The sequence below is a fragment of the Phenylobacterium sp. genome, from assembly GCF_004799515.1.
Lineage (GTDB): Bacteria > Pseudomonadota > Alphaproteobacteria > Caulobacterales > Caulobacteraceae > Phenylobacterium.
The window spans coordinates 15,123-40,121 of the sequence record NZ_SSMX01000026.1 but is presented as its reverse complement, the minus strand read 5'-3'; the positions used below and the strand labels follow the sequence as shown (position 1 = coordinate 40,121).

Sequence of the window (24,999 nt, the reverse complement as noted above, 5' to 3'; positions counted from 1 at the left end):
GACGGTCGCATGTCTTGAACGAAACCAGGCTCGCCGGTCGGCTGACGGGAATCTGGGCATAGCCCCTGTTTTCCCGTCGCCTGGGCCTTGCATGTAACGGTCGTTGAATGTAACAGTCGTTTCATGGAAGCGACCCTCGACCGCCGCGCGGAGCTGCTGAGCCGGATCGTCGACGAACTGCTGACGCGCGGCGCCGCGGACCTGTCGCTGCGCCCGCTCGCCGAGCGGGTCGGCACCAGCGCTCGCCTCCTGATGTACCACTTCGGATCGAAGGAGCAGCTGGTCGCCGCCGCCCTGGCCGAGGTCCGCCGGCACATCGGCGCGTCCCTTTACGCCCGCGCCGCCCGATCCAGGCCGCAGACCCTGCGCGACCTGATGACCATGGTCTGGGACTGGGCGACCGAACCGCCCAACCAGCGCTACTTCCGGCTGCTCTTCGAGGTCGACGGCCTGGCGATGTTCGACCGCCTGAGCTTCTCCGAAGAGGTCCGCCGCGCCAACGGCGCAGTCTGGATCTCGCTCATCGACCGGGCGGCGGGCCGCCTGGCTCAGGGCGGCGACCTCTTCCTGGCCAACTCGACCCTGATCCTGGGGGCCTTCACCGGCCTCCTGCAGGACTTCCTGTCGACCGGCGACCGGGCGCGGACAACCCAGGCCCTCGCCGCCCTCGTCGATCTCATCTCGGAAGGCCGCGCACTACCGGCCCCCATGGAAGGAGGCCGCTCATGACCCTCGCCGAAACGCCGAAGGGATGGCGCGCTCTGACCGGCCACGTCGCCGTGCGCGCGCTGTTCAAGAGCGTGCTGATCAACCTGGCCGCGCCGGCGCTGCTCTATCGCCTGGCCGCGCCGCAGTTTCCCGCCGATAGCCTCCTGCCCCTGGCGATATCGGGCGTCCCGCCGATCCTGTGGCTCGCCTACAGCGTGATCCGCCTGCGGGCGATCGACTTCCTGGGCCTGTTCGCCGCCGAGAACGTCGTGGTCAGCATGGCCGCCCTGGTGCTCGCCCATACCGAGCGCGGCGCCCTGATCGGCCGCTCGATGCAGAACGTCATCCTGGCGGCGCTTTTCCTGGGCTCGCTGGCCGCCGCCCGGCCCCTGGTGTTCCACATGGCGCGGCAGCTTTCGACCGGTAACGACCCCGCCAAGCGGCAGAGCTTCGACGCGACAGCGACCCAACCGGAGGCGCTGCGGGCCTACCGGGTGCTGACGCTGGGCTGGACAGCGGCGCTACTGATCAAGGCCGCCGGCAGTTATTGGCTGGGCGCCAACTTCGCGGCGAAGGACTTCCTGGTCTTCTCGCCGCTCTGGGACCTGCTCAGCGACTCGGTCCTGGTCACGGCCTCCATCCTCTACGGCCGCAAAGCCCTGGCGCCGCCGGTGGCATCGGAAACGCCGTTGGCCGCGACCCCGATCGCGCCGTAACCGGCAAGGCCTGCACAGCCATCAGGAGTGAGCCCTTGGACTTTCAGCACATCCTCTATTCGACCGACGGCCCCCTCGGCGTGATCACCCTGAACCGGCCGTCCCGGCGCAACGCCCAGGGCTACCGGATGCTCGACGAACTGGAGCAGGCCTTCGAGCTGGCGCGGCGTGACGAGGCGGTGCGGGTGGTGATCCTGCGGGGCTCGGACGGCGTCTTCTCCACCGGCCACGACCTGGGCACGCCGGAAGAGGTCGAATACCGCAAGGCGCTGGGCGCCAAGCCCGGCATCCAGACCTACGACCAGTTCAAGCACTACAACCTCGACCTCCTGGTCCGCTGGCGCAACTTCCCGAAGCCGACCATCGCCATGATCGAGGGCTACTGCATCTACGCCGGCTGGATGCTGGCCGCGGCGATGGACGTGGTGTTCGCCGCCGACGACGCGGAGTTCCTGGCAGGCTTCGTCGAGTACATGTCGATCCCCTGGGATATCGGCGTCCGCCGGGCCAAGGAGCTGTGCTTCGAGAGCCGCTTCATCTCGGCGCAGGAGGCCGCCGCCTATGGCCTGGTGAACCGCGTGCTGGCCCCCGCCGACCTGGAGCGGGAGACCTACGCCTGGGCCCGCCGCGTCGCGGAGAACAGCCCCGAGGCGCTGCGCCTGGCGAAGATCCAGATGAACAAGGCGCAGGACGCCCAGGGCTTCACCCAGGCGCTGGAAGACTCGCTCGGCGACTACCAGGCCATGCTGCACATGCCCGGATCGCAGCACCGCATGGAGGGCGAGCGCCGCCTCCACACCGTCGACCTGGCCGTGCGCGGCAAGCGCGGCGAACGCTTCGGCCTGGCGCCCACCCGCCCCAAGGAGTCCAGCTGATGTCCGCCGAGTTTCGAGCCCTGCGCGTGTCCAAGACCGAAGGCGGCCAGGAGACGCGGCTGGTCACCTTGTCGGACGCCGACCTCATGGACGGCGACGTGGACGTGCGCGTCGAATACTCCACCCTGAACTACAAGGACGGCCTGGCGATGACCGGGCGCGCGCCGGTCGTGCGGACCTGGCCGCTGACGCCGGGCATCGACTTCGCGGGCGTCGTCGAGCGGTCGGACCATCCAGGCTTCCAGATTGGCGACCGGGTGGTGCTGAACGGCTGGGGCGTCGGCGAAAGCCATCACGGCGGCTGCGCGCAGAAGGCCCGGGTCAAGGGCGACTGGCTGGTCAAGCTGCCCCACGGGCTGACAAGCGCACAGGCCATGGCCATCGGCACCGCCGGCTACACCGCCATGCTGTGCGTTATGGCGCTGGAGCGTCAGGGGATCACGCCGGACCGCGGCGACGTCCTGGTCACCGGCGCCTCGGGCGGGGTCGGCGGCGTCGCCACCGCCCTGCTCTCCAAGCTGGGCTACCGGGTCATCGCCTCCACCGGCCGCAAGGCGCAGGAGGCCGACTATCTGGCCGGGCTCGGCGCCCAGGACATCATCGACCGCTCGGAGCTCTCCGCGCCTGGCCGGCCGTTGGGCAAGGAGCGCTGGGCAGGCGCGGTGGACTCGGTCGGCAGTCACACCCTCGCCAATGTGCTCGCCCAGACGCGCTACGGCGGCGCGGTCGCCGCCTGCGGCCTGGCGCAGGGCATGGACCTGCCGGGCTCGGTCGCCCCGTTCATCCTGCGCGGCGTGACCCTGGTGGGCGTGGACTCGGTGATGTGCCCGGCGCCGCTCCGGACCGAGGCGTGGCGCCGCCTCGCCGCGGACCTCGACCTGGAGCGGCTCGCCGCCATGACCCGCGAGGTCGGTCTCGGGGAGGTCTCCGCCCTGGCCGGCGACATCCTCGACGGCCGGGTGCGCGGCCGCGTCGTTATCGACGTCAACCGCTAGGCGCCGGCATGGACCTGGCGCGCATCCGGGCCGACACGCCGGCCGCCGAGGGGCAGGCCTTCCTGCACAGCGCCGGATCCTCGCTGATGCCCAGCCCGGTGGTCGAGGCGATGATCGAGCACCTGCGCCTGGAGCAGGACCTCGGCGGCTACGCGGCCGCCGACCGGGAGCAGGCGCGGCTGGATGGCGTCTACGACAGCGTGGCCGCGCTGCTGAACGCCGGGCGCGACGAGATCGCCCTGGTCGAGAACGCCACGGTCGGCTGGCAGATGGCCTTCTACGCCCTCGCCTGGCGGCCTGGCGACCGCATCCTCACCGGCCGGGCGGAGTACGCCGCCAACTATGTGGCCTATCTGCAGACCGCGCGGCGCTACGGCGTGGTGATCGACGTGATCCCGGACGACGCCTTCGGGGCCATCGATCCCGACGCGCTGCGCCGGATGATCGACGAGCGGGTCAAGCTGATCTCGATCACCTGGATCCCCACCAACGGCGGCCTGACCAACCCCGCCGCCGCCATCGGCGAGATCGCCCGTGAGGCCGGCGTCCCCTACCTGCTGGACGCCTGCCAGGCGGCGGGCCAGATGCCCGTCGACGTGCGGGCGCTAGGCTGCGACATGCTGGCGGGGACCGGCCGCAAGTTCCTGCGCGGGCCGCGCGGGACGGGCTTCCTCTATGTGCGGCGCGACCTGCTCCAGCGGCTGGAGCCGCCGATGATCGACCACTTCGCCGCGCCCTGGACCTCGACCGACGGCTACACCCTGCGGCCGGACGCCCGCCGGTTCGAGACCTGGGAGAACAACTACGCCGCCCGCCTGGGCCTGGGCGTCGCGGCCGACTACGCCCGCGCCGTCGGCCTGGAGGCGATCGAAGCCCGCTGCCGCGCGCTGGCCGACCGCCTGCGGGAAGGGCTGCGCTCCCTCGACCGGGTCAGCGTGCTCGACCTGGGGCGCGACCCTTGCGCCATCGTTAGTTTCTCGATCCGCGGCTATCCGGTCGCCGCGTCCCTGGCCGACGCCGCGGCGGCCAAAATCGTCATCGGCGCCTCGCCGCCGGCCAGCACCCGCCTCGACTCCGACGCGCGCGGGCTAGGCTACGTCCTTCGGGCGTCGCCGCACTACTTCAACACCGAAGGCGACGTCGACCGCCTGATCGAGTTCTGCGCGGCGGCCCGGACTAAGTAACCGCTTGGTCCGTCGACGGCGTTCAGGCCTCGGCCATTTCTGGACTGCCGGCCTGAGGATCCGCGGGTTGCGGCGGGACCCCGCGCAGCTGGACGTCGTGCATCCAGATCGCCTGCCGCAGTCGCGCGGCCAGCAAGGCCGCTCTGTCCGGCGCCGCCGTCTCAAACTCAAGGACGGACGTGGCCCGCCGCTCCGACTGGTCATGGCGAACCGACATCAGCGCGACCGGCTGCAGCGCCACGACATTGAGAATGCGCGCCAAGCCGTCCGGCAGCGGATCGGCGTGGAGGCTGAGCCGGTACCGCGCCGCTTCACGCATGGGCTGGAGCGAGGCTGTAAGTGGCCGCGCTCAGCAGTTCGCCGTTGGCGAAGGCCTGCAGTTCCAGGCTGTCCGGACCCGCGGTCAGGGTCAGCCAGATCAGCTCCTTGGCGGGAGACGAAGGCCAGCACGCCGCGATGGCGGCCTCGACCTCGCAAAGGCAGGCCATGCCCTCCGCGCCGTGCAACTGAGCCCGGATCAGATCCGGCTCAGGGTGCTTGCGGGTCGCGTGGGCGAAGCGCTGGGCGGCGTCGCGGGCGAGTTCGGTCTTGGTCATCGGTATCGGTCCTGGTGAGATCTAAGGTCCAGGACGCAGGCCATGAAAAACCCCGCATCCGGAACCGGAGCGGGGTGGCTGTTCTCTCGATCGTGGTGGTTGTCAGCTCACGCGCGATCGCCCCGGTCCGTCTGGACGGTGGTAATCATCATCGAGGCTTTCAGGCCTTGGAGGCGCAAAGGTCACCAACCAGCGGATCGAGGCGGTCTTCCTAGCGGGTTTCCATACCGAAGAAAAGTGCGGCGCCTCGCCGGCTTCTCATCGTGTCAGCGCGCCGCGACCCCGCGTTCGTAGGCGGCGCCCTGACTGGCCACGACGCGGTTCAGCGTGCCCATCGAGTGGTCGACGTCGATGAGGTGCAGGCCCCAGGACGCATCGACGCCAGTGTGGCGCAGGATCTGGCCGCCCAGCTCGTCGGTCCGGTGACCCTTGGGGTTCGGGTTCACGTGCACCGCCAGATAGGTGAACTCGCCCTTGGTCACGCACTGGGTGGAGACCAGCCCCGGCGTCTTCACGAACGGCGTGGAGATCGGGCGGGCCGGGCGTGTCCACGGCGGCTGGGCGTCGCCGCCCGAGCCGTTCAGGAACCCCTTGGTGAGGAAGTAGGACTCCGGCGCGCCTGAGCCGCCCTTCAGGTTGGCCGGATTGGTGCAGGCGGCCTGTAGGCCGTCGCGGGCGCGGCCGAAGCGCGAGGACTCCGGCGGCGGGACCCGGTCGCGGAACGAGGCGTAGGTGATCACGCAGCCCACCTGGTCGTCCGCGTGGCACAGCCGGATCGACTTGAAGGTCCCGCCAACGTCCTGGCCGGGCGGGACCATCACCGCGGAGCCCAGGATCACCGCCGAGACGAGCTGTTTCTGGACCGGCTTGCCGTCGATCTCCTGGGCGATCAGCCGCTCGACCATCGCCGCGCCCTGGCTGTGGCCGATCAGGACCACGCCGCGGCCCTTGTTCTCGTGGGCCAGGTACCAGTTCCAGGCGTCGACCACATCGTTGTACCCGCCGACGCCGGGCGCGGGCCGCTCGCCGACCGGCTTTGGGCCGCCGGATGGATAGCGCAGGGCCGTCAAGGTGCCCTGGCGGTACATGGGCGCGAACTGGCGGCAGACCTTTCCGAAGCGCGCGAACTGGATGCGGATGTCGTCCCATTCCATGTCGTCGGGGGTCAGGTCCGACTGCCAGCCCGGATCCTTCGAGACCGTCGGATAGACGAAGAAGCAGTCGATCTTGGGCGCCTTGGCCGCCGCGAACTTCTCGATCGACATCGCCCCGCTTGGCGCGATCACCGTGGCGTCGAGGTCGACCTTGCACCTGTTGTCCGTCAAGTCGGGCCGGCAGAGCCAGGTCGCTGGGTTCGCATAGTCCGGCCGCCCCTGCGGCGTCAGCAGCGACGGCTGCGCCATCGCTGGACTCCAGACGGCGAGCGCCAGCGCAAACGCGCCGGCGATCCCGGAAGCCGAAGGCCATCGCCGCGCCCGGCGATTGAGGTGTGCAGCGCCGCCCATGATCGTCTCCCCGTCGTCCTGTTGCGCTGAAGCTAGAGCCCGCGGCCGGGTTCGGGAACCCGTCAGACGGAACACTCGCCTTCGAACTGCTCACCGCCGCCGTAGTCGGCGCGCAGCCGCATCTTGTCGATCTTGCCCGTGGCGGCGACGGGCATGGCGGCCACCTGCACGACCCGGTCCGGCAGCCACCAGTCGGCCACCTTGCCGCGCAGCAGGGCCACGAGGTCGGCGTCCTCGATCGCCTGGTCCCTGCGCGGCTCGACGATCAGCACCGGCCGCTCGCCCCACTTGGGATCGGCCCGCGCGATCACCGCGACCTGCGCCACCGCCGGATCGCGCCCGACGATCGCCTCGATCTCCGCCGGGTTGATCCATTCGCCGCCGGACTTGATGAGGTCCTTCGACCGCCCGCAGATGGTCAGATTGCCCTCGGCGTCGATGGAGGCGAGGTCTCCGGTGTCGAACCAGCCGTCCGCGTCCACCGCGTCGGCTTCGGCCTTGAAGTAGCGGTCGACGACGCTTTGGCCCCTCACCTTCAGATGGCCGACCACCCCGCGCTGTTCGGGCAGGCTCACGCCCTCGGCGTCGGTGAGGTTGAGGTCAAGGCCCAGGACCGGCCGCCCGGCGTCCGGCGCCGCGGAACGCGCCCCCGGCGTCGCCACCGTGCCCAGCGGCGACAACTCGGTCATGCCCCAGGTGGTCTGCACCTCGGCCCCCAGGACGGCTTCGAGGCGGCGGATCAGCGCCTCGGGACAGTAGGAGCCGCCGATGACCACCCGCTTCAGGTCCGGCAGCGATCCGCCCGTGGCCTCCAGGTGGTCCGCCACGCCTAGCCAGACGGTCTGGACGCCGACAACGATGCTCGCCGCTTCGGCGCGCATCAGGGCCGCGAGACTGGCGCCGTCCGCCTGGCGGCCGGGCAGCACCAGCTTCGCCCCGACCGCCGGGACCGCGAACGGCAGGCCCCAGGCGTTGGCGTGGAACATGGGCACGGCCACCAGCACCGCGTCCTCGCCGGTGATCGCGAAGGCGTCCGCCTGCAAAGCCCGCAGGGTGTGCAGGTAGTTGGAGCGGTGGGTGTAGAGCACGCCCTTCGGCCGCCCGGTGGTGCCGGAGGTGTAGCAGAGGCCCGCGGGCGATTCCTCGGAGAAGCCGCCCCAGACCGCCTCGGCGCCGTGGGCCTCCAGCAGCTCTTCGTAGGCCCAGACCCGCGCCCGGCCGTCCGGCAGGCTGGCCTCGGGCGCGGCGTCCATGACGATCAGGTGCTCCAGCCCCGGGCAGAGCGCCTGAAGTTCGCCGGCCAGCGGCAGGAGATTGGCCGCCACCGCCAGCACCCGGTCCTCCGCCTCGTTGACCATGGCGGCCAGGTGCTCCGCCGTCAGCCGCGGGTTGAGCGTGTGGCAGACCAGGCCCGCGCCCATCGCCGCATAGTACATTTCCAGGTGATGCTGGGTGTTCCAGGCGAGCGTGCCGACGCGGTCGCCGAACGCCAGGCCGAGCGCCGCCAGCGCCCCGGACAGCCGCTGGCTGCGGGCCCGCAAGGCCGCGTAGCCGATGCGCCGCGCCGGCCCGCCGGTCTCGGCGGTGACCACCTCGCCGTGGGGGCGCCACTTGGCGGCGTGGTCGAGGAACTTGTCCACGGTGAGGCTGTAGGTCTGCATGAACTTACGCGGCTCTTACGAAAACGGGGCCGCCGGCCGAGGGGGCGGCGCGGCGGCCCAGGGGAGGACGGTCAGCGGGGCGTCGGCTTCAGGGCGGCGGCGATGGCGGCTTCGAAGGCGGCGGCCACCGGCCAGACCAGCTCACCGGACACGCAGTGCAGGTCGTCGGCGGCCGTGTGGAAATAGCGATGCACCCCATAGAGACCGATCGCCGTCCCGTAGCCGGCGTTCATGACATTGGTGAGCTCGCCGCCGGCCATGGCCTTGTCCGCCAGATAGGTCGCTTCGAGACCGGGAATGCCCTGGAAGGCCTGGCGGGTCGACGGCAGGAGGTCGGCCGTGGCGGTCAGGACGCGCTGGGCGTCGGCGCTGGGCAAGGGCAGCAGCCGGGGCCCCAGCTCGTGCCAGTCGCGGGCCGCCGCACTCGCCCCGATGTGGACCCACAGCCGAGTCGCCGCGGGCGGCGGCGCAGCGTGGGCCAGATATTCCTCGCCGCCGAAGTACTGATATTCGTGGCCGCTGGTGGCGAGGAACTCCAGGTTCGCGTCAGGGGGGGCTCCAGCCGTTTTCTGGGCAAGCCTGCGGGCGAGCCAAAGCCAGACCGCCAGGCCCGACCCGCGCTCGGCCGCGCAGCCGAACCAGCCGGAGCGCGGCGTGGAGACGACCACCGTCTTCGCCGCCTTGCGGTCCAGGTGGGCGATGAGGTTGAAGGCCGACCGCCGCCCGCCGCGGCCGTCGAGGGTCAAGCTCGCGGCCCGCCCCTCGGCGGCGGCGGCCAGGAACGGCGCGGCGTCCTTCGGCGCCAGGACCGCCACCGGCTTCTGCAGGGGCGGCTGGCGCGGGGAGACGTTCAGCGCGATCGCCTCGCCGGTAGGCCCGGTGGTCACCAGCACCGCGCCGGCGGCGCCGCGGGCGATCGCCTGGGCCAGCGGCCGCGAAGCCTCCGGGTCCGCCAGGGCGATCCAGCGCTTGTAGGGCAGCACGACGAGGGCGATCGAACCCGTGAGGTCCCCGGGCAAGGACGCCAGGCGCAGCGGCGCGCTCAGGCCCTGCGGCCCGGTCGGCGCGACGACAGCCTGCGGGATCACCGAGGCCCGGACCTCGCCGCAGGCCAGCGTCGCCTGCCGCGCCTCGAAGAACGGGATCTCGAAGGCCTGGCGGCGGCAGGCGTAGCCCGCCCGGGTCAGCTCGCCCTCCAGCCAGGCCCCGCAAGCCTCGTCGCCACGACCGCCGGAAGCCTTCGACCCGAAGGCGAAGTAGCGCTCCAGCGTCGCCTGCAGATCCGCCGCGCCGGCCCTCGCAGCCGCCGCCATGGCGGCGGTCGGGCCGGCGGCGGCCAGGCCCAGCAGGCCTGCGCCCCCTAGAAGACCACGGCGCGACGGGATCATGCGAAAGCCCTTCCTGCCGCCCTGCGCCTACCAGTGGTAGACTACGTTGAGGCCGACCGTCCGCGGCTGGTTGTAGCGGACGGCGTTGGTCACTCCGGCGGCCTGCAGGATCAGAAGCTTGTAGGTCTGATCGGTCAGGTTCTGGACGAAGATCGCGACCTCGAACTTCTTGTAGTCGACGCCGGTGCGCAGGCTGACGTCGGTGATGCTGGACATGGGAATGAAGGGCGCGGCCGAGGTCACCGTGTCCTGCCCGCCGCCGCTCTGGCCGTTGTAGGTCACGTGGAAGAAGCCATCTACGGCGCCGGTGATCGCGTGCTTGTAGTCGAGCGTCGCCGAGCTGGTCCATTCGGGGATCTGCGCCACCGTGGAACCCACGATCGGCAGGCCCGCATATGTCCCGTCCACGGCGACGAAATGGGCATGCTGGTTGGCGCCGTTCACGCTGACGTCCAAGGGACCGCCGGCCACCTCGAAGTGGCCGTTGATCGCCGCCTCGATGCCGTTGGCGTGGATGGTGCCGCCGTTGATGTTGAAGATCGTCGCGGCCTGGCCGCAGATGTTGGTCACCGCACAGCCATCGTTGATGACGGTGATGGCGTTCTGGGTGTCCGACATATAGCCGTCGAGGGTGACGTAGATGTGCGAGGTGATGTTGCCCTTGAAGCCAACCTCGTAGCTGGTCGTGTCCTCGTCGCCGTAGGACGGCCGGAACGGGATCGGCGCCACGGGCGTGGACGTACCGCTGTTGACGCCGCCGGCGCGGTAGCCGGTGCCGGTTTTGACGTAGAGCATGTCATCCCACGGCCCCGGCAGCTTGTAGCTGATGGTCGCCGCGTAGTTGGTCCTGTCGGCGGCGAACTTGAAGGCGCTGGTCTTGCCGGGGACGTTGGTGAACAGCGCCGAGGGGTACTGCGTCGCGTTCTTCAGGTCGTTGGTGTAGCGCAGCTCGCCGCTGAGTGTGAACTTGCCGACCTTGTAGCGGAGCGAGCCGTAGGCGGCCTCGGAGTTGTAGCGCTCCGGCGTGAAGCTGACGGTGCCGAAAGCCGCCGGGAACGGCGTCGGGCAGGGCTTGGCCGCCGGCGTCAACGCGTAGCACACCGGCGCCGACGGCGTGCCGCCGCAGATGCTCGCGGTGGCGGTCAATGCGCAGGGCGAGGTGGCGACTGTCAGCAGATTGCTGTCGTGCTGGTCCATGAGCTCGATGCCGGCCAGCCAGTCGAGGCTGCTGTTGAGCGTCGTGCCTCCCAGGTGCAGGTCCTCGTAATAGGTCCGGTCCTTGGCGCCGGTGTGGACCTGCGACAGCGGATAGACGCCCGCCTCGCCCAGATTCTGCAGCTGCCCCTCGATGCCCAGGTCGATCGCCGCGCCGTACCACTGCAGCGAGGTGGAATGGGTCAGCATGGTGGTCGATGTGAGGGTCGCCCAGCCCAGGTCCAGATCGGTCAGCAGCTGGGCGCGCTGCACCCGCTGCTCGGTGTCGTTGATGCCGTTGCTGGGCACGCTGAAGCGGCTGGAGGTGTAGCCGAGCGGCACCGCCGTGACCGTACCCGGCGCGATCGCCAGGCCGCTGACGAAGGTCGGCAGCTTCAGGTCCTGGGCGTCGACCAGGAGGTCCACATCGAGCGGGCCGTGCTTGTAGCGGATTTGGCCGCGGCCCAGCCAGCCGTTGGTCTGGTCGTAGTACTTGTTGTCGTCGGGGTTGAGGTAGAAACCGCCGGTCTGGCCGATCGCCTCCGCGCCCAGGCGGATCGCCAACTCGTCGTTGAAGGCGTAGTTGCCCACCGCGATGAGCCGGTTCTGGTCGAGCTTGTCCGTGTAGGTCTCGTCGACGTAGCCGGAGTCCTCGAACTTCGGCTTGGCCAGGACGATGTTGACCACCCCGAACTCGGCGTTGCGGCCGTAGAGGGCGCTCTGCGGCCCCTCCAGCACCTCGACGCGGTCGAGGTCGAAGAAGTCGATGTTCTTGAAGCTGCGGCCGCCCAGGGTCGATGAGCCCGCATAGGCGCCGTTGACGAACAGGCCGACGCCCGAGTCCGCGCCGGTCGCCCGCTCGGTGCCGGAGCCGCGGATCGAGATTTCGCTGAGGTTCGGGGCCTGCAGGTTGTTGAAGCGGACGCCCGGGATGGTGCGCAACAGGTCGCCGGTGCTCTCCACCGGACCGGTCGCCGTCAGCTGATTGGCGGTCACCGCCGAGACGGTCATCGGGATGTCGCGAAGGCTCTCCTCGCGCTTGGTGGCCGTGACCACCAGCTCGTCGAGGACGGGCGTGGACGTGTCGGCGGCGGCCCCGCTCTTCGGCGCGCCGCTGGCGGTCTGCGCCAGGGCGGGAACGGCGACGGCGGCGCTGGCGACGGCGAGCGCGAACACGGCCGCTGACCGGAAAAGATGACGCATGAAACCCTCCCTTTATGGCAGCTCAAGCTGCTTATTTGAGGTCATGCTTCATCGGATCGTACGACGTCGTCAAGCATATTGTACGACGATTTACATCAAGACGTGCGACGATCCCTCTTGCCCTGACGACGCGGATTGCGCAGCATCCGGGCCGAACGGATAGTCGGCGGACCGGCTGTCGAACGGCGCGCGCACCCGCGCGCCGCGGCGCCGACTGGTGGGGATTTGCGTATGGGGAATGCCGAGGAGCCGCCGCGCCGCCCGGGCCGCGGGCGTGGCGACGACCGCGCGGCCGGCCCCACCGCGGCGGAGGTCACCGAGCGGCTGCGCCGGCAGATCCAGGACGGTGTCTGGACACCCGGCGAGTGGATGCGCGAGCCGCGTCTCTGCACGGAGTTCGAGGTCGGCCGCTCGATCGTGCGGCGCGCCTTGCGCAACCTGGCGGACGACGGCCTGGTGATCCTGGAACCGAACCGCGGCGCCAGCGTCACGGTGACCACCCTGCAGGAGGTGTTCGACCTCTACGAACTGCGCTCGGCCCTCTACGGCGTGGCGGCGCGGTACGCCTGCATCCGCGCCTCCGCGGCCCTGATGGCCGAGATCCTGGAGAAGTCTGACACCCTCCTGGCCGCCAGTGAGTCCGGCGAGACCGCCGAGGAACTCATCCGCCAGAGCGAGGTGATCTTCAGGCTGATGGCGGGTACGGCGAGCGCCGACGCGCAGGCGGCGATCGCCGCGGTCCGGCGCAAGACCCGCTGGCACATCTCCTACAAGGGCCTGGCGCTCAGCCCGCCCGGGCCTTTCGACCACTGGCGGGTCATGCGCGCAGGCCTCGCCGCCCGCGACCCCGCCCGCGCCGCCGAGGGCGCGCGCAACATCCTCTACTACATGCAGACCGAGGTCAGCCGCCTGATGCTGTCCCGCGGGCTCGGCATGAAGGAGCCGGCCAAGCCGCCGGCCGCCCGCCGCCGCAAGGCCGCCGCGGGATAGGGCGGCCCAAAAACCCAGAACAAGAACGAGACCAGGAGGCCCAGATGCGCGTTCACCCGTCCCGCCGAACCATCGTCGCCGGAGCCGCCGGCGCGGCGGCTGCAGGCGCCCTCGCCGCCCCGTTCTCGGCCCTCGCCCGGCCCACCGCCTCGCCAGCCATGGAGGCGGTGCTCGACTATGTCCGTGGGCAGAAGACCACAGGCTTCCTGATCATCCGCGACCGCAAGACGGTGGTCGAAAAGAACTGGCCCGCGCCGGCCGGTGACGCCCAGTTTAGGTTCTTCGCCTATGAGACCACGCCGGAGGGCGCCCTCCTGGAAGACGTCGCCTCGCAACAGAAGAGCTTTGTCTCGGTGATGGCGGCCGTGGCGGTCGACAAGGGCCTGCTGGATGTCGCCCGGCCGGTCTCCGACTACATCGGCGCGGGCTGGTCGAAGGCCGGGCCCGACCAGGAGAAAAAGATCCGGGTCATCGACGTGATGACCATGAGCTCGGGCCTGACCGAGGGCTTCGCTTACGCCGCCCCGCCCGGAACGGTCTTCCTCTACAACACCCCGGTCTACGCCATCACCAAGAAGGTCCTGGCCGCCGCCGCCAAGCAGCCGTTGGAGACCATCACCCACGACTGGCTGACTGGGCCGGCGGGCATGACCAACACCGCCTGGCGCAAGCGCCCGCAGACGCCAGCCTTCGCAGCGGCGGACAACCCCACGGGCCTGGTCACCAGCCCGCGCGACACCGCCAAGCTGGGCCAGATCGTGCTGGACGGCGGCTTGGCCGCCGACGGCAAGCGCATCGCCTCCGAGGCCGGGATGCGGGCCATGTTCGCCCGCTCGGCGACCAACCCCGCCTATGGGCGGTTCTGGTGGCTGAACGGCAGCCCCTTCACGATCAGGCCGCTCGCCCGACGCGTCGACGGCCCGCTGATCCCCGCAGCGCCCGCCGACCTTGTGGCCGCCCTGGGCGCCCTGGACCGTAAGCTCTACGTCGTCCCCAGCCAGAAGCTGATCGTCGTGCGGATGGGCGCGGCCACCCCCGACACGGACTTCGACCAGCAGCTCTGGCTGCGCCTGATGAAGGCGGTGGCCTAGGTCTTCGACGCGAAGCCTCAGCCGAGAAGGATCTGCCCCGGCGGCGGCAGGTGGCTCAGCGAGCTGAGCTCGGGCTCAAGCGGCCACGCGTGCGATTCCGTCGAGGCCGCGGCCGCCGGGTGCGCGGCGGGTCCCGGCGTGAGGCCCGCCACGCCTGGGCCGGCGACGAGGACGACGATGTCCGCCCGGCCGTCACCGTTGAGGTCGACGGTCATCTGCACGCCCGGAGTTGTCGCCAATCCCTGGAGCCCGGCCAGGTCATGCAGGCCGGCCAGGACATCCGTCGTCGGCGTGACGCTGACGATCGTCGCATTGGACCCCGTTGGAAATTCGAAGTGGTCCAGATTGGTGAAGTCGAGGACGACGCCGTCGGACTCTGGCGGCGCTCCGGCAACGGCCACCTTGGCGCCGGCGACCACGAAGGTGTTGTGGCCCGCCCCGCCGACAGCGACCACGTGGTCGCCCAGAAAGATCCGGTCGTCGCCAGGACCGCCCTCGATGACGTCGACCTTCCCGGGGGACCCGCCAGCCAGAAGCTTTTCGCCCGTGTCGCCTGCGTGCGGCGCGGGTCCGGCGCCCGCGGACGCCGGGTGCGCGGATGACGGCGCGGCCGTTCCCGCCGCGTTCGACGTCGTCCGCGCCAAGGACTGATCCGTTGGGTCGAGCCGAGCAGCCTTGGTCGGCAGGCCGTCACGGCTATCCGCGGTGACGGAGGCCGGGCCATGCCCCTCAGGCGCGGCGTCGACGCCCCCAGCGACATGGCGACCGGCGGCGGCCAGGTCGGTCACGATCGACGGGTCCGTCACGGATGGCGCCGTGTCGTCGTGCTTCGCCGCCTCGGAGCCCGTGATATCCGCCGGCAGATGCTGGGCCTTCAGGTCGGTCGTGAACATGACCGCGACGGCCAGCGCCAACAACGACTGCGCCTGGGACAGCGGGATGACGTTGTCCACCTCCCGGCCTGCGCGCCAGCTGGACCCGAGGAGGTGATCGAACGCGCCCCAGAGGGAGTCCTCGGACCGCACGGCGTCGTCGGAGGTGTCGTGCACCACCACACGGCCGGCGATCCGGGCGATGTGGAACAGGATGTTCCCAGCGTCGTCGCTGATGACGCACCAAGGGTCGTTGGCGTCGGAGACGCCGTAGGCGACGTCGACGTGCGCGCCCTGGGCCGACAGGCGGTCGATCAGCTCCGAGAGGCGCGCGCGCTCGCTTGGCGTCCAATCGCCGGCGGGGGCTCGTGACCTGAGGGGTACGACATTGTCCCCGAGCAACGCACTCATGCCGAGGCCTTAGACTCCACGGGGTCCGGAGTCTCGCCGAACAGCAGGCGGTGCAGTTCCGGCTCGTAATATCGCAGGAGGGTCCCGGCGAAGTCTGCCGCGTCCAGGCCGAGGGCCGCCGCCCAGTCGCCCTGGCTCTCGATCGGCACGCGGCCCACGCCGCTCTCCACCTGGCTCACGAAGGTGTAGTAGCGCAGGCCCAGGATGGCGGCGAGCTCGGCTTGAGTAAGCCCCCTCGCCTCTCGGGCCGCCTTCAGCCAGCGTCCCGCCGCGCGGCGCAGCCTCTGGGTCGCAGCAGCCCGGACGGGGTCCACGGCAGGTCTAGGCATCGTCGGTCCCTGAGCTGACGGTTCGCGGGCTGCATATCCAGTAATTATGTCACGCCTCAAAATGCAAGTCTGAATCACTGTTAGGTGGGCGGGGCCGAGTCGCCGTAGCGCGTCCCGCTTCGCCGCTTGTTTCAGAGCAGCTCGTATGTATAGTAAGAATGAAACTACCCCCTATGAAGGTTTGCGATGCGGCATCGGCTTCTCGTCACGGTTCGAAGCGTCTCCCGTCCGGCGGCGCCGCCTCGCATTACCCTCCTCGCCGCCGGCCGTTCCCCCCTGGGCCGCGCCGCGAGGGTCGCGCGCGCCGGGCTCGTCGTCCCGTCCTCCCCAGCGACGCCCCAAGGGACGCCAGCCGGCGCGCGCGACCACCCTTCCCTCACCGCCCGGTCGGGCCGACCTGCCGGCGCCTTGGCGGACTGAGGGCCAGACATGGACGACTTGGCGCTGGCGTCGGGCGTACTCACCGCGATCCTGGGACTCGCGAACGGCTGGAGGGTATCGGCGCGGCCTTATGGCCTGCCCGGCCGCCGCGGCGTCGCCGTCATCGAAGCCGTCTCGCTCGGATCGGCCTTGGCCCTGCTGGCGTTTCGGCCGGAGCTGATCTGGTCCACGCCACTGGCGCTGGCCATTCCGCTTGGGGCCGCAGGGGTCCTGACGCGGCGCAGGCCGGCGCGGTTCGCCGATGTTCGGAGGGCGCCCCGCGCCCCTGACGCCGACCACGGCCTGTCGCGTTCCAGGCGGGTTCGCATGGTCATCCAGTCCTCCAGATCGGCATGGGTCTAGACGGCGCGACGACCGAGGCGCGCGCCCAGATCTCCTAGGCGCAATCGCACCCTTCGAGGGGTAACGCCGGTATGGAACAACCTTCGCCTTAAAGCACTTACTCGCTGGGATGCGGAGGCGTGGGGTGTTGCGCGAACCTGTTGTTGGCTGCCCGCGGCGGACCACCGTCGAGGGGATAAGAGGCTTGCCGCCAAAGGGCTTGCTGCGCGCGGCGCGGTCCTCGATCCTTGGGTCGCGCTTCGCCGCATATCCCCCCGACCGCGCCGCCGCGAGGCGGAAACCGACAACCCTTCGTTAGAGTCCGTCATGCCGAAGATTCAGGCTCGCGCGTCCCGCGGAATTAGGTCTGGCCTGCAGCTCGGGACGGCCTTCGGGCTCGCGGCGGTCATCGCCTTCTTCCTGATCAGCGGCGCCGTCGCCTACCTGAACATCCAGACCTTGCGCGCCGACAGCCAGCTGGTGCTGCATTCGCACCAAGTGCTCTCCGCCCTGGATGACCTCCTATCCACCGCCCAGGACGCCGAGACCGGCCAGCGCGGCTACCTGCTCACAGGAAACGAGAAATACCTCGAGCCCTATGACCGCGCCGTCGCGGACATGGTCTCCCGCCTCGACACCGTAGGGTCGCTGACACAGGACAACCGGACGCAGCAAGCCAACCTGGCCCAGCTTCGGCGGCACGTGGACGCCAAGCTTGCGGAGCTGCGCGAGACGATTGACCTTCGCAAGACCAAGGGCATCGACGCGGCGCTCGCCTTGGTGACCACCGACCGCGGCAAGGTCGAGATGGACGCCATCCGCACCCAGGCCGACGTCATGCGCCAGGAAGAGGTGCGGCTACGGGAAATCCGTCTCGCGGAGATGTCGGCCGCCTTCAAGAGCGCGCAAAGCAGCGGCGTCCTGGCCGGGCTGCTGGGCGCGGGCGTGACGATCATCGTGCTCATCCTGATCCGCCGCAACGCCGCCGCCCGCGCCCGCCAGCAGTGGCTCCAGGCCGGTCAGGTCGGGCTCGCCGAGGCCATGATGGGCGACAAGTCCGTGGAGCAACTGGCCGAGAGCATCCTGGCGTTCCTCGCCCGCTACCTAGGCTCCCAGGCCGGCGCCCTGTTCCATGCGGAAGCGAACCACTACAGCCGGGCGGCGACGCTCGGGGTTCCGGCCGACGCCGAGATCCCGCGGCAGTTCGCGCTGAGGGAAGGCCTGCTGGGCCAGGTCGCCGCCGAGGGGCGCTCGATGATCATTCCGGATGTGCCGAAGGGCTACCTGACCATCGGATCGGCCCTGGGCCAGGACGCGCCGAAGCATCTGGTCATCGTCCCCGCCCGAGCCGACGAGGTGGTCAATGGCGTGATCGAACTGGGCTTCCTCCACCCGGTCGACGACCGCCTCCTCGATCTGCTCGACCAGTCGTCGGCGGCGATCGGCATCGCCCTGCGGACGGCGCGGTTCCGGACCCAGCTGCAGGACACTCTGGAGGAAACCCAGCGCCAGGCCGAGGAGCTGCAGGTGCAGAGCGAGGAGTTGCGCGTCTCCAACGAAGAGCTGGAGGAGCAGGGCAAGGCGCTGAAGGAGTCGCAGGTGCGGCTCGAACAGCAGCAGGTCGAGCTGGAGCAGACCAACAGCCAGCTGGAGGAACAGGCCCAGACGCTGGAGACCCAGCGCGACGAGCTCGAGCGGACCACGGCGGCGGTGCAGCTGAAGGCCCGCGAGCTCGAGCAGGCCAGCCAGTACAAGTCGGACTTCCTGGCCAACATGTCCCACGAGCTGCGCACGCCGCTCAACTCGCTGCTGATCCTGTCCAAACTCCTCGCCGACAATCCCGAGGGCGGGCTGTCGGACGAGCAGGTGAGGTACGCCCGGACCATCCAGTCGTCGGGCAACGACCTCCTCACCCTGATCAACGACATCCTCGACCTGTCGAAGATCGAGGCCGGCCATCTGCAGGTTCAGCCGGAACAGATCCCGCTACAGCGGCTGACGAGCGACATCCGCCAGCTCTTCGCGCCGGTGGCGGAGGAGCGGAAACTCGATTTCGAGATCACCGTCGCCAAGGACGCGCCCGCGGCGATCGACACCGACCGGCTGCGGCTGGAGCAAATCCTCAAGAACCTTCTCTCCAACGCCTTCAAGTTCACCGAAGCGGGCAGCGTCCGGCTGGCCCTCGCCCCGGCGGGCGAAGACCGCATCGCGCTCGCCGTGACGGACAGTGGCATCGGCATCTCCGCGGAGCAGCAGGAGAGCATCTTCGAGGCGTTCCGCCAGGCCGACGGCACCATCAGCCGGCGGTACGGCGGCACGGGCCTAGGCCTGTCGATCTCCCGCGAGCTGGCCCGGCTGCTGGGTGGCGAGATCACCCTCGAGAGCAAGCTCGGCAAAGGCAGCACCTTCACCCTGACGATCCCACGCGCCTACGACGCCACCCGGATCGCGCCGCGCGAACTCCGCGAGCCGGTCGGGTCCGCGGCGCCGCCCGCCGCCGCCCCGGCGCGGCCGAAGCGGTCGGCGGCGCGGGCGAGGCCTGAGGACGATCGGGACGCCCTCAACGACGCGAGGCGTCTGCTCCTGGTCATTGAGGACGACGACAAGTTCGCCGCCATCGTCCGCGACCTGTCGCACGAGATGGGCTTCCAGTGCATCGTCGCCGGGACGGCGGAAGAGGCGCTCAGCCTCGCGAAGGAGTTCAGGCCCAGCGCCATTGTCCTCGACGTGGGCCTGCCCGACCAGTCCGGCCTTACCGTCCTCGATCGGCTGAAGCGCGACGACGCGACCCGCCACATCCCGATACACGTCGTCTCGGGCGCCGACCACAGCCAGACCGCGCTCGCTCTGGGCGCGGTGGGCTACCTGGTGAAGCCTGTGAAGCGGGAGGACCTGGCCGAGGTCCTGCAGGCCTTCGAATCCCGGCTGACCCAGACCATGCGCCGCGTGCTGATCGTCGAGGACGACAAGGTCCAGCGCGAAGCGGTGGGCAAGCTCCTGAGCTCGCGCGATGTCGAGACCGTGGGCGTGGGCACCGCCGCGGAGTGCCTCCAGAAGCTCCACGAGCAGACCTTCGACTGCATGGTGCTCGACCTTTCGCTGCCCGACGCCTCCGGCTACGCCCTGCTCGAGACCCTGAGCCAGGGCGATCACGCCTTCCCCCCGGTCATCGTCTACACCGGCCACGACCTGTCGCCCGACGACGAGCAGCGGCTGCGGCGGTATTCCCATTCGATCATCATCAAGGGCGCGAAGTCGCCTGAGCGCCTGTTGGACGAGGTCTCCCTCTTCCTGCACCAGGTGGTGGGCGAGCTGCCGCCCGAACAGCAGAAGATGATCCAGCAGGCGCGCAACCGCGACGCCGTCCTCGAAGGGCGCCGGATCCTCGTGGTCGAAGACGACGTGCGCAACGTCTACTCGCTGACGAGCGTTTTCGAACCGAGGGGCGCCGTCGTCCAGATCGCACGCAACGGCCGCGAAGCGCTCGAGGCGCTCGACCGGTCGACGGAGGCTCCGTCGCAGCGCATCGACCTGGTGCTGATGGACGTGATGATGCCGGTGATGGACGGTCTGGAGGCGACCCGGCAAATCCGCGGCCAGCCCCGGTGGGCGGACCTGCCTGTGGTCATGCTGACCGCCAAGGCGATGCCCGACGATCAGGAGCGCTGCCTCGAGGCCGGCGCGAACGACTACATGGCCAAGCCCATCGACGTCGACAAGCTCCTCTCCCTCGTCCGGGTCTGGATGCCGCGATGAGGGGGCTCAGTGCGCGACGGCGTTGAAGACCTGGAGATCCAGCTGCTGCTGGAGGCGCTCTACCAGCGCTACCACTACGACTTTCGGCGCTACGCCCGGGCGTCGACCAAGCGGCGCCTGCTGCTCGCCCGCGACCGGCTCGGGTTCGACAGCGTCTCGATGATGCAGGCCGGGTTGCTGCACGATCCCGCCTTGCTGCCGCGCCTGCTGGACTTCCTCACCGTCCAGGTGAGCGAGATGTTCCGCGATCCGTCCTATTTCCGGGCCTTGCGCGAACAGGTGTTGCCGCACCTGCGGACCTATCCGTCGCTCAAGGTCTGGGTCGCCGGCTGCAGCAATGGCGAGGAGCTCTACTCGCTGGCGATCCTGTTCCGCGAAGAAGGCCTCGACCAGCGCACCCTGTTCTACGCCACCGACATCAACCCGTCGGCGTTGCAGGCGGCCGAGGCGGGGGTCTATCCGCTCGACCAGGTCCGCAAGTTCACCCAGAACCACCAGAAGTCCGGCGGCAAGTCCTCGCTCTCGGAGTACTACACCGCCGACTACGGCCGGGCGGCTTTCGACAAGACGCTGCGCAGCCGCGTGGTCTTCTCCGACCACAGCCTGGTGACCGACGCGGTGTTCGCCGAGATGCACCTGATCTCGTGCCGCAACGTGCTGATCTATTTCGACCGCGCGCTGCAGGACCGGGCGATCGGCCTCTTCCGGGACTCCCTCGCCCGCAAGGGCTTCCTGGGCCTCGGGTCCAAGGAGAACCTGCGCTTCTCTAGCCATGCGGCCGCCTTCTCCGACTTTGTCCGCGAGGAGAAGATCTACCAGAGGCGGGAGTCGTGACCGCCGGGCCGATCAAGGCGGTGGCGATCGGCGCCTCGGCGGGCGGCGTGCAGGCGCTGTTGCAGATCCTGCCCGCCCTGCCCGCGACCTATCCTCTGTCCGTGCTGGTGGTGGTGCATGTCCCGCCCGACCGCGAGAACGCCCTCGTCCCGCTGCTCGGCGGCAAGTGCCGGGTCGCGGTGAAGGAGGCCGAGGACAAGGAGCCGGTGCGCCCCGGCGTGGTCTATTTCGCGCCCTCGGATTATCACCTGCTCGTCGAGGCGGACGGGTCGCTGTCGCTTTCCTCGGATGAACTGGTGAACCTCTCGCGTCCTTCTATCGATGTCCTGCTGGAAAGCGCCGCGGATGCCTTCGGGCCCGCCTTGGTCGGCGTCGTCCTGACCGGCGCCAACGACGACGGCGCCCGCGGCCTGAGGGCGATCGCGGACGCGGGCGGCCAGGCCGTGGTGGAAGATCCCGCCAGCGCCTATGCCGCGACCATGCCCGCCGCCGCGCTTCAGGCGTGCCCCAAGGCCAAGGTGATGACCCTCGAGACCATGACGTCCTACCTGCTGCAACTGGGAGCCGCATGATGCCCGCGGACGACCCGATCAACTTCCTGCTCGTCGACGACCTTGAGGAGAACCTGCTGGCGCTCGAAGCCCTGCTTCAGCGCGAGGGGCTCGCCTGCCTCAAGGCCCGCTCCGGCGAAGAGGCCCTTGAGCTGCTCTTGGTGCATGACATCGCGCTGGCCCTGCTCGACGTACAGATGCCAGGCATGGACGGCTTCCAGCTCGCGGAGTTCATGCGCGGCGCCGAGCGGTCGCGGCACATCCCGATCATCTTCCTGACGGCGGGCGTCGCCACCCTCCAGCGCCGGTTCCGCGGCTACGAAGCCGGCGCCGTCGACTTCATCCAGAAGCCGATCGAGGGGGATATCCTCAAGAGCAAGGCCAACGTCTTCTTCGATCTCCACAAGCAGCACCGGCAGATCTTGGCGCAGCGCGACGAACTGGCGGCCTACGCGGACGCGTTGAAGACCGTCGACCGCCACAAGAACGAATTCCTCGCTGTGCTCGGCCACGAGCTGCGCAATCCGGTCATGGCGCTGGGGGCCGGCCTCTATTTCCTGAAGAAGCACGACGACCCCGAGAAAGCCCTGGAAATCCGCGCGCAGATGGACCGGCAGGTCTCGCATCTGACGCGGCTGGTCGAGGACCTCCTCGACATCTCCCGGATCGATCAGGGAAAGATCGCGTTACGCAAGGAGAGGGTCGCGCTGCAGGCGACCCTGGAGCTGGCTATCGAGGCCAGCCGCCCTCAGATCGACGCCAACCGGCACACGTTGACGAGCGACATCACGGCCGATCCCGTCTGGCTTGACGCCGATCCCACCCGCGTCGCCCAGGTGGTCAGCAACCTGCTCAACAACGCCGCGAAATACACCCCGCCCGGCGGCCAGATCCGGCTGGCCGCGCAGGTCGTCGACGGCTTCGTCCATATCGAGGTCACCGACAACGGGATCGGCATCCCCGACGAGATGCAGTCGAAGATCTTCGAGCTCTTCGCCCAGGTGAAGAACTCGGCCACCCGGGCGCAGGAAGGCTTGGGAATCGGCCTGGCGCTCGTCAAACAGCTGGTCGAGCTCCACGGCGGGAGCATCTCCCTGCAGAGCAGCGGACCGGACCTCGGCAGCAGCTTCCAGGTCCGCCTGCCCGTAATCCCTTAACCGGCTCGGTTCCCCAGCGAGAAGACCACCACGGCGGGTTCGCCCTTCGGCGCCGCGACGGCCGCGCCGCGGGCGCGCCTGAAGGCCTGGTAGCGCCGTGACAGGTCGTTGATATGATTGTTGCGCATGCCCACGACCACGGCGACGTACTGCGTCTGGCCGACGCTGTAGGTGATGACGCTGGAGCTCGGATAGTTGTCGAGCGGGGCGCGCCACAGCACCTTGCCGTCGCGGTCATCGAAGGCGCTCAGCGCCGGGTCGAGATCGCCGGCGAACAACACGCCGCCGGCCGTGGCCAGCACCGAGGTGGAGATCGGCGCGACCAGGTCCTGGCGCCAGCCGAGCTTGCGGCCCTTCAGGTCCATGGCCTGCAGGCGGCCCATCTTGCCGCTCGCCGCGGCGTCCGGATGGTCGGCGTTGCTCAGGCCGACGCCGGAGCTCAGGAGCTGAAAGCCGGGGCCGGACGGCTTCCCGAACTGCATGCACCACTGGGTCAGCGGCACGTAGAGCAGGTCGGTGTGCGGGTTGAGGGTCGTCGGCGGCCAGGACCGGGCGCCGGACGGCCCCGGGCAGATCACCGTCGGCCGCGCCGGATCCGGCCACTTCTGCGGATCGATCATCTTGACCCCGGTCTTTGGGTCGATGGCGGAGATGACGTTCTGCGTGCCCGGGTCGATCGAGAACAGATAGGCGCCCGTCTTGGCGTCCAACGCCTCGAGGATGCCCATCTTGCCGATGTTCATCACCACCCGGCGGGGCCGCCCGTCGACGTTGAGGGTCGCCAGCTGGCGCTCGAACACCCAGTCCAGGTCCCACTGGTCGTTGGGCAGGTGCTGGAAGTGCCAGACCAGCTTCCCGGTGTCGGGGTTCAGGGCGAGGGTGCTGTCGGTGTAGAGCGCGTCCTGCGTCGTGCCGGCGACGCCCGACGGCTTCAGCAGCGGGCCGGTGTCGTAGGTCTGGCCGACGCCGTAGTAGACGAGGTTTAGGTCGCGGTCGTAGGTGCCCTGGTGCCAGACCGAGGCGCCGCTGCGCTTGTTCAGCGGCAGGCCGTTCCAGCTGTTCCCGCCCGGCTCGCCCGGCTGGGCGATGGTGTGGAACCGCCAGAGTTCGCGGCCCGTGGCGATGTCGAGGCCCACGATGTAGCCGCCGCCCGGCGCGCCGCTGGCGGTGACGCCCTGGATCACCTTGTCGCCGACGATCAGGGGCGCGCTGCGCAGGACGAAGTCCTTGCGGTCGGTGGCCGGCGGGCTGAGCTCGATGCGGTGGTCCCAGACCTGCCGGCCGGTCCGCGCGTCCAGCGCGATCACGTGCAGGTCGGAGGTGGGCACATAGACCCGCCCGCCGGACAGGGAGAGCCCCATCTTCTGGTTGGAGGGGCTGGTGGTCGCATAGGAGCGCCGCCACAGGACCGTGCCGCTCGCGGCGTCCAGCGCCAGCACCGTGTCCGGACTGGTCTGCAGGAACATCACCCCGTCGTGGACCAGCGGCGTCGGCATGCTGGGGCCGCCTTGGATGGGCCGCCGCCAGGCCGGGGCCAGGGCCCTCACACTGGCGCGGTCGATATGGGTGAGCGGGCTGAAGTTCTGCCCGTCGTAGGTGCGGCCCCACTGCAGCCAGTCGCCGGGCGCGGGGGCCTGCAGCATGGCGCCCGAGATCGGGCGGACCTTGCCGAGCACGGCGGCCGCGGCGGCGTCGGGCGCGACATCGGCTGGCGGAGACGCGGTCGTGGACAGCCGCGGACCGTCCGTCGCGGCATGGCCGGTGATGAAGGTGGTGATGGCGAAGATCTGGGCCGGGGTCATGCCGGCGGCCATCGGCTGCATGACGCCGCTCGTCAGGGCGTCGACGATCTCCTGGTTGCTGCGGCCATGCAGCTGCTCGCGGCTGGGCGCGCGGGCGATCGGCGGCTCGTGGCAACCCTTGCAGCGCGCCGCGAACAGCGCCCCGCCATCGGGCGGGCCGCCATCTCCCGCCGGCTGGGACAGGGAAACGCCCGCCATCCCGACGGCGAGCACAAGGGCGGCCACGCCCGCAGCCGCCGCGTTGCGCAGTTTCATGTCTCGCTCCCCCTGGTGGTCCTTGGACCCGCGTGCATGGCGCGGCGTCGCTCTATCGAGCTAACCGAACAGCGAAATGTTGAAGCCCTATTTCAAAGCTTCCGCAGAGCCTCGCCCCTCGCGGCGGGTCTCCGCGCCCCGGGAGTTTGGGTCATGCCGACCGA

The 24,999-nt window shown here is 69.8% G+C and carries 21 protein-coding genes; 12 read left to right on the top strand and 9 right to left on the bottom strand.

Going from position 1 to position 24,999, the window contains the following annotated elements; all coding sequences use genetic code 11:
- The first annotated feature begins 123 nt into the window (after nucleotides 1-123).
- From E8A49_RS09735 to E8A49_RS09715, 5 genes are read left to right on the top strand one after another with little or no spacing between them, the layout of a single operon-like run.
- On the top strand, nucleotides 124-729 hold the full coding sequence (locus E8A49_RS09735) for a TetR/AcrR family transcriptional regulator (RefSeq protein ID WP_293379804.1): 606 nt from the start codon (nucleotides 124-126) through the stop codon (nucleotides 727-729).
- The gene (locus E8A49_RS09730; RefSeq protein ID WP_293379801.1) at nucleotides 726-1,424 is read left to right on the top strand and encodes a VC0807 family protein; all 699 of its coding nucleotides are present in this window, start codon (nucleotides 726-728) and stop codon (nucleotides 1,422-1,424) included. The genes E8A49_RS09735 and E8A49_RS09730 overlap by 4 nt, the downstream gene beginning before the upstream one ends.
- Nucleotides 1,425-1,459: 35 nt before the next feature.
- The gene (locus E8A49_RS09725) at nucleotides 1,460-2,299 is read left to right on the top strand and encodes an enoyl-CoA hydratase-related protein (protein WP_293379798.1); all 840 of its coding nucleotides are present in this window, start codon (nucleotides 1,460-1,462) and stop codon (nucleotides 2,297-2,299) included.
- Entirely contained in the window at nucleotides 2,299-3,294 is a 996-nt protein-coding gene (locus E8A49_RS09720; protein WP_293379795.1) for an MDR family oxidoreductase, read from the top strand. The genes E8A49_RS09725 and E8A49_RS09720 overlap by 1 nt, the downstream gene beginning before the upstream one ends.
- Before the next feature lie 8 nt (nucleotides 3,295-3,302).
- A complete protein-coding gene (locus E8A49_RS09715; RefSeq protein WP_293379792.1) occupies nucleotides 3,303-4,478 on the top strand; it encodes an aminotransferase class V-fold PLP-dependent enzyme in 1,176 nt (391 codons plus the stop codon).
- Between the two features lie 22 nt (nucleotides 4,479-4,500).
- Here E8A49_RS09715 and E8A49_RS09710 read toward each other — a convergent pair whose 3' ends face one another.
- From E8A49_RS09710 to E8A49_RS09685, 6 genes are all read right to left on the bottom strand, one after another.
- Nucleotides 4,501-4,797 carry a hypothetical protein gene (locus E8A49_RS09710; RefSeq protein WP_293379789.1) on the bottom strand — a complete coding sequence of 99 codons (297 nt, stop codon included), beginning with the start codon at nucleotides 4,795-4,797 and terminating at the stop codon, nucleotides 4,501-4,503.
- On the bottom strand, nucleotides 4,790-5,074 hold the full coding sequence (locus E8A49_RS09705) for a hypothetical protein (RefSeq protein ID WP_293379786.1): 285 nt from the start codon (nucleotides 5,072-5,074) through the stop codon (nucleotides 4,790-4,792). The genes E8A49_RS09710 and E8A49_RS09705 overlap by 8 nt, the downstream gene beginning before the upstream one ends.
- 266 nt (nucleotides 5,075-5,340) lie before the next feature.
- On the bottom strand, nucleotides 5,341-6,477 hold the full coding sequence (locus tag E8A49_RS09700; RefSeq protein ID WP_293379783.1) for a DUF3089 domain-containing protein: 1,137 nt from the start codon (nucleotides 6,475-6,477) through the stop codon (nucleotides 5,341-5,343).
- A gap of 164 nt (nucleotides 6,478-6,641) precedes the next feature.
- Complete coding sequence (locus tag E8A49_RS09695; protein WP_293379780.1) at nucleotides 6,642-8,240, bottom strand: AMP-binding protein; 1,599 nt, start codon at nucleotides 8,238-8,240, stop codon at nucleotides 6,642-6,644.
- 71 nt (nucleotides 8,241-8,311) lie between these two features.
- Nucleotides 8,312-9,628, bottom strand: coding sequence for a M28 family peptidase (locus E8A49_RS09690; protein ID WP_293379777.1), 1,317 nt, complete (start codon nucleotides 9,626-9,628; stop codon nucleotides 8,312-8,314).
- 27 nt (nucleotides 9,629-9,655) lie between these two features.
- Nucleotides 9,656-12,025, bottom strand: a complete 2,370-nt coding sequence (locus E8A49_RS09685) for a TonB-dependent receptor plug domain-containing protein (RefSeq protein ID WP_293379774.1) — start codon at nucleotides 12,023-12,025, stop codon at nucleotides 9,656-9,658.
- A 231-nt stretch (nucleotides 12,026-12,256) separates the two neighbouring features.
- Here E8A49_RS09685 and E8A49_RS09680 point away from each other — a divergent pair, with 231 nt between their 5' ends.
- Both E8A49_RS09680 and E8A49_RS09675 read left to right on the top strand, forming a co-directional pair.
- The gene (locus tag E8A49_RS09680; RefSeq protein ID WP_293379771.1) at nucleotides 12,257-13,015 is read left to right on the top strand and encodes a GntR family transcriptional regulator; all 759 of its coding nucleotides are present in this window, start codon (nucleotides 12,257-12,259) and stop codon (nucleotides 13,013-13,015) included.
- Nucleotides 13,016-13,059: 44 nt separating this feature from the next.
- Entirely contained in the window at nucleotides 13,060-14,106 is a 1,047-nt protein-coding gene (locus E8A49_RS09675) for a serine hydrolase (RefSeq protein WP_293379768.1), read from the top strand.
- A gap of 17 nt (nucleotides 14,107-14,123) precedes the next feature.
- Here E8A49_RS09675 and E8A49_RS09670 read toward each other — a convergent pair whose 3' ends face one another.
- Together E8A49_RS09670 and E8A49_RS09665 are read right to left on the bottom strand one after the other, a co-directional pair.
- Nucleotides 14,124-15,389: a hypothetical protein gene (locus tag E8A49_RS09670; protein ID WP_293379765.1), complete on the bottom strand. Its 1,266-nt coding sequence runs from the start codon at nucleotides 15,387-15,389 to the stop codon at nucleotides 14,124-14,126.
- Entirely contained in the window at nucleotides 15,386-15,718 is a 333-nt protein-coding gene (locus tag E8A49_RS09665; RefSeq protein WP_293379762.1) for a helix-turn-helix transcriptional regulator, read from the bottom strand. The genes E8A49_RS09670 and E8A49_RS09665 overlap by 4 nt, the downstream gene beginning before the upstream one ends.
- 429 nt (nucleotides 15,719-16,147) lie before the next feature.
- Here E8A49_RS09665 and E8A49_RS09660 point away from each other — a divergent pair, with 429 nt between their 5' ends.
- The 5 genes from E8A49_RS09660 (at nucleotide 16,148) to E8A49_RS09640 (ending at nucleotide 22,778) form a co-directional block, all read left to right on the top strand.
- The gene (locus tag E8A49_RS09660) at nucleotides 16,148-16,501 is read left to right on the top strand and encodes a hypothetical protein (RefSeq protein WP_293379759.1); all 354 of its coding nucleotides are present in this window, start codon (nucleotides 16,148-16,150) and stop codon (nucleotides 16,499-16,501) included.
- A 306-nt stretch (nucleotides 16,502-16,807) separates the two neighbouring features.
- Nucleotides 16,808-20,236 carry a response regulator gene (locus E8A49_RS09655; protein ID WP_293379756.1) on the top strand — a complete coding sequence of 1,143 codons (3,429 nt, stop codon included), beginning with the start codon at nucleotides 16,808-16,810 and terminating at the stop codon, nucleotides 20,234-20,236.
- A gap of 9 nt (nucleotides 20,237-20,245) precedes the next feature.
- The gene (locus E8A49_RS09650; protein ID WP_293379753.1) at nucleotides 20,246-21,070 is read left to right on the top strand and encodes a CheR family methyltransferase; all 825 of its coding nucleotides are present in this window, start codon (nucleotides 20,246-20,248) and stop codon (nucleotides 21,068-21,070) included.
- Nucleotides 21,067-21,642 (top strand): chemotaxis protein CheB, encoded by a 576-nt coding sequence (locus tag E8A49_RS09645; RefSeq protein WP_293379750.1) that lies wholly within the window; start codon nucleotides 21,067-21,069, stop codon nucleotides 21,640-21,642. Before E8A49_RS09650 ends, E8A49_RS09645 begins: the two co-directional genes overlap by 4 nt.
- Entirely contained in the window at nucleotides 21,639-22,778 is a 1,140-nt protein-coding gene (locus tag E8A49_RS09640; protein WP_293379747.1) for a hybrid sensor histidine kinase/response regulator, read from the top strand. Before E8A49_RS09645 ends, E8A49_RS09640 begins: the two co-directional genes overlap by 4 nt.
- Here E8A49_RS09640 and E8A49_RS09635 read toward each other — a convergent pair.
- Nucleotides 22,775-24,835, bottom strand: a complete 2,061-nt coding sequence (locus E8A49_RS09635; protein WP_293379744.1) for a PQQ-binding-like beta-propeller repeat protein — start codon at nucleotides 24,833-24,835, stop codon at nucleotides 22,775-22,777. The genes E8A49_RS09640 and E8A49_RS09635 overlap by 4 nt on opposite strands.
- Between the last annotated feature and the right edge of the window lie 164 nt (nucleotides 24,836-24,999).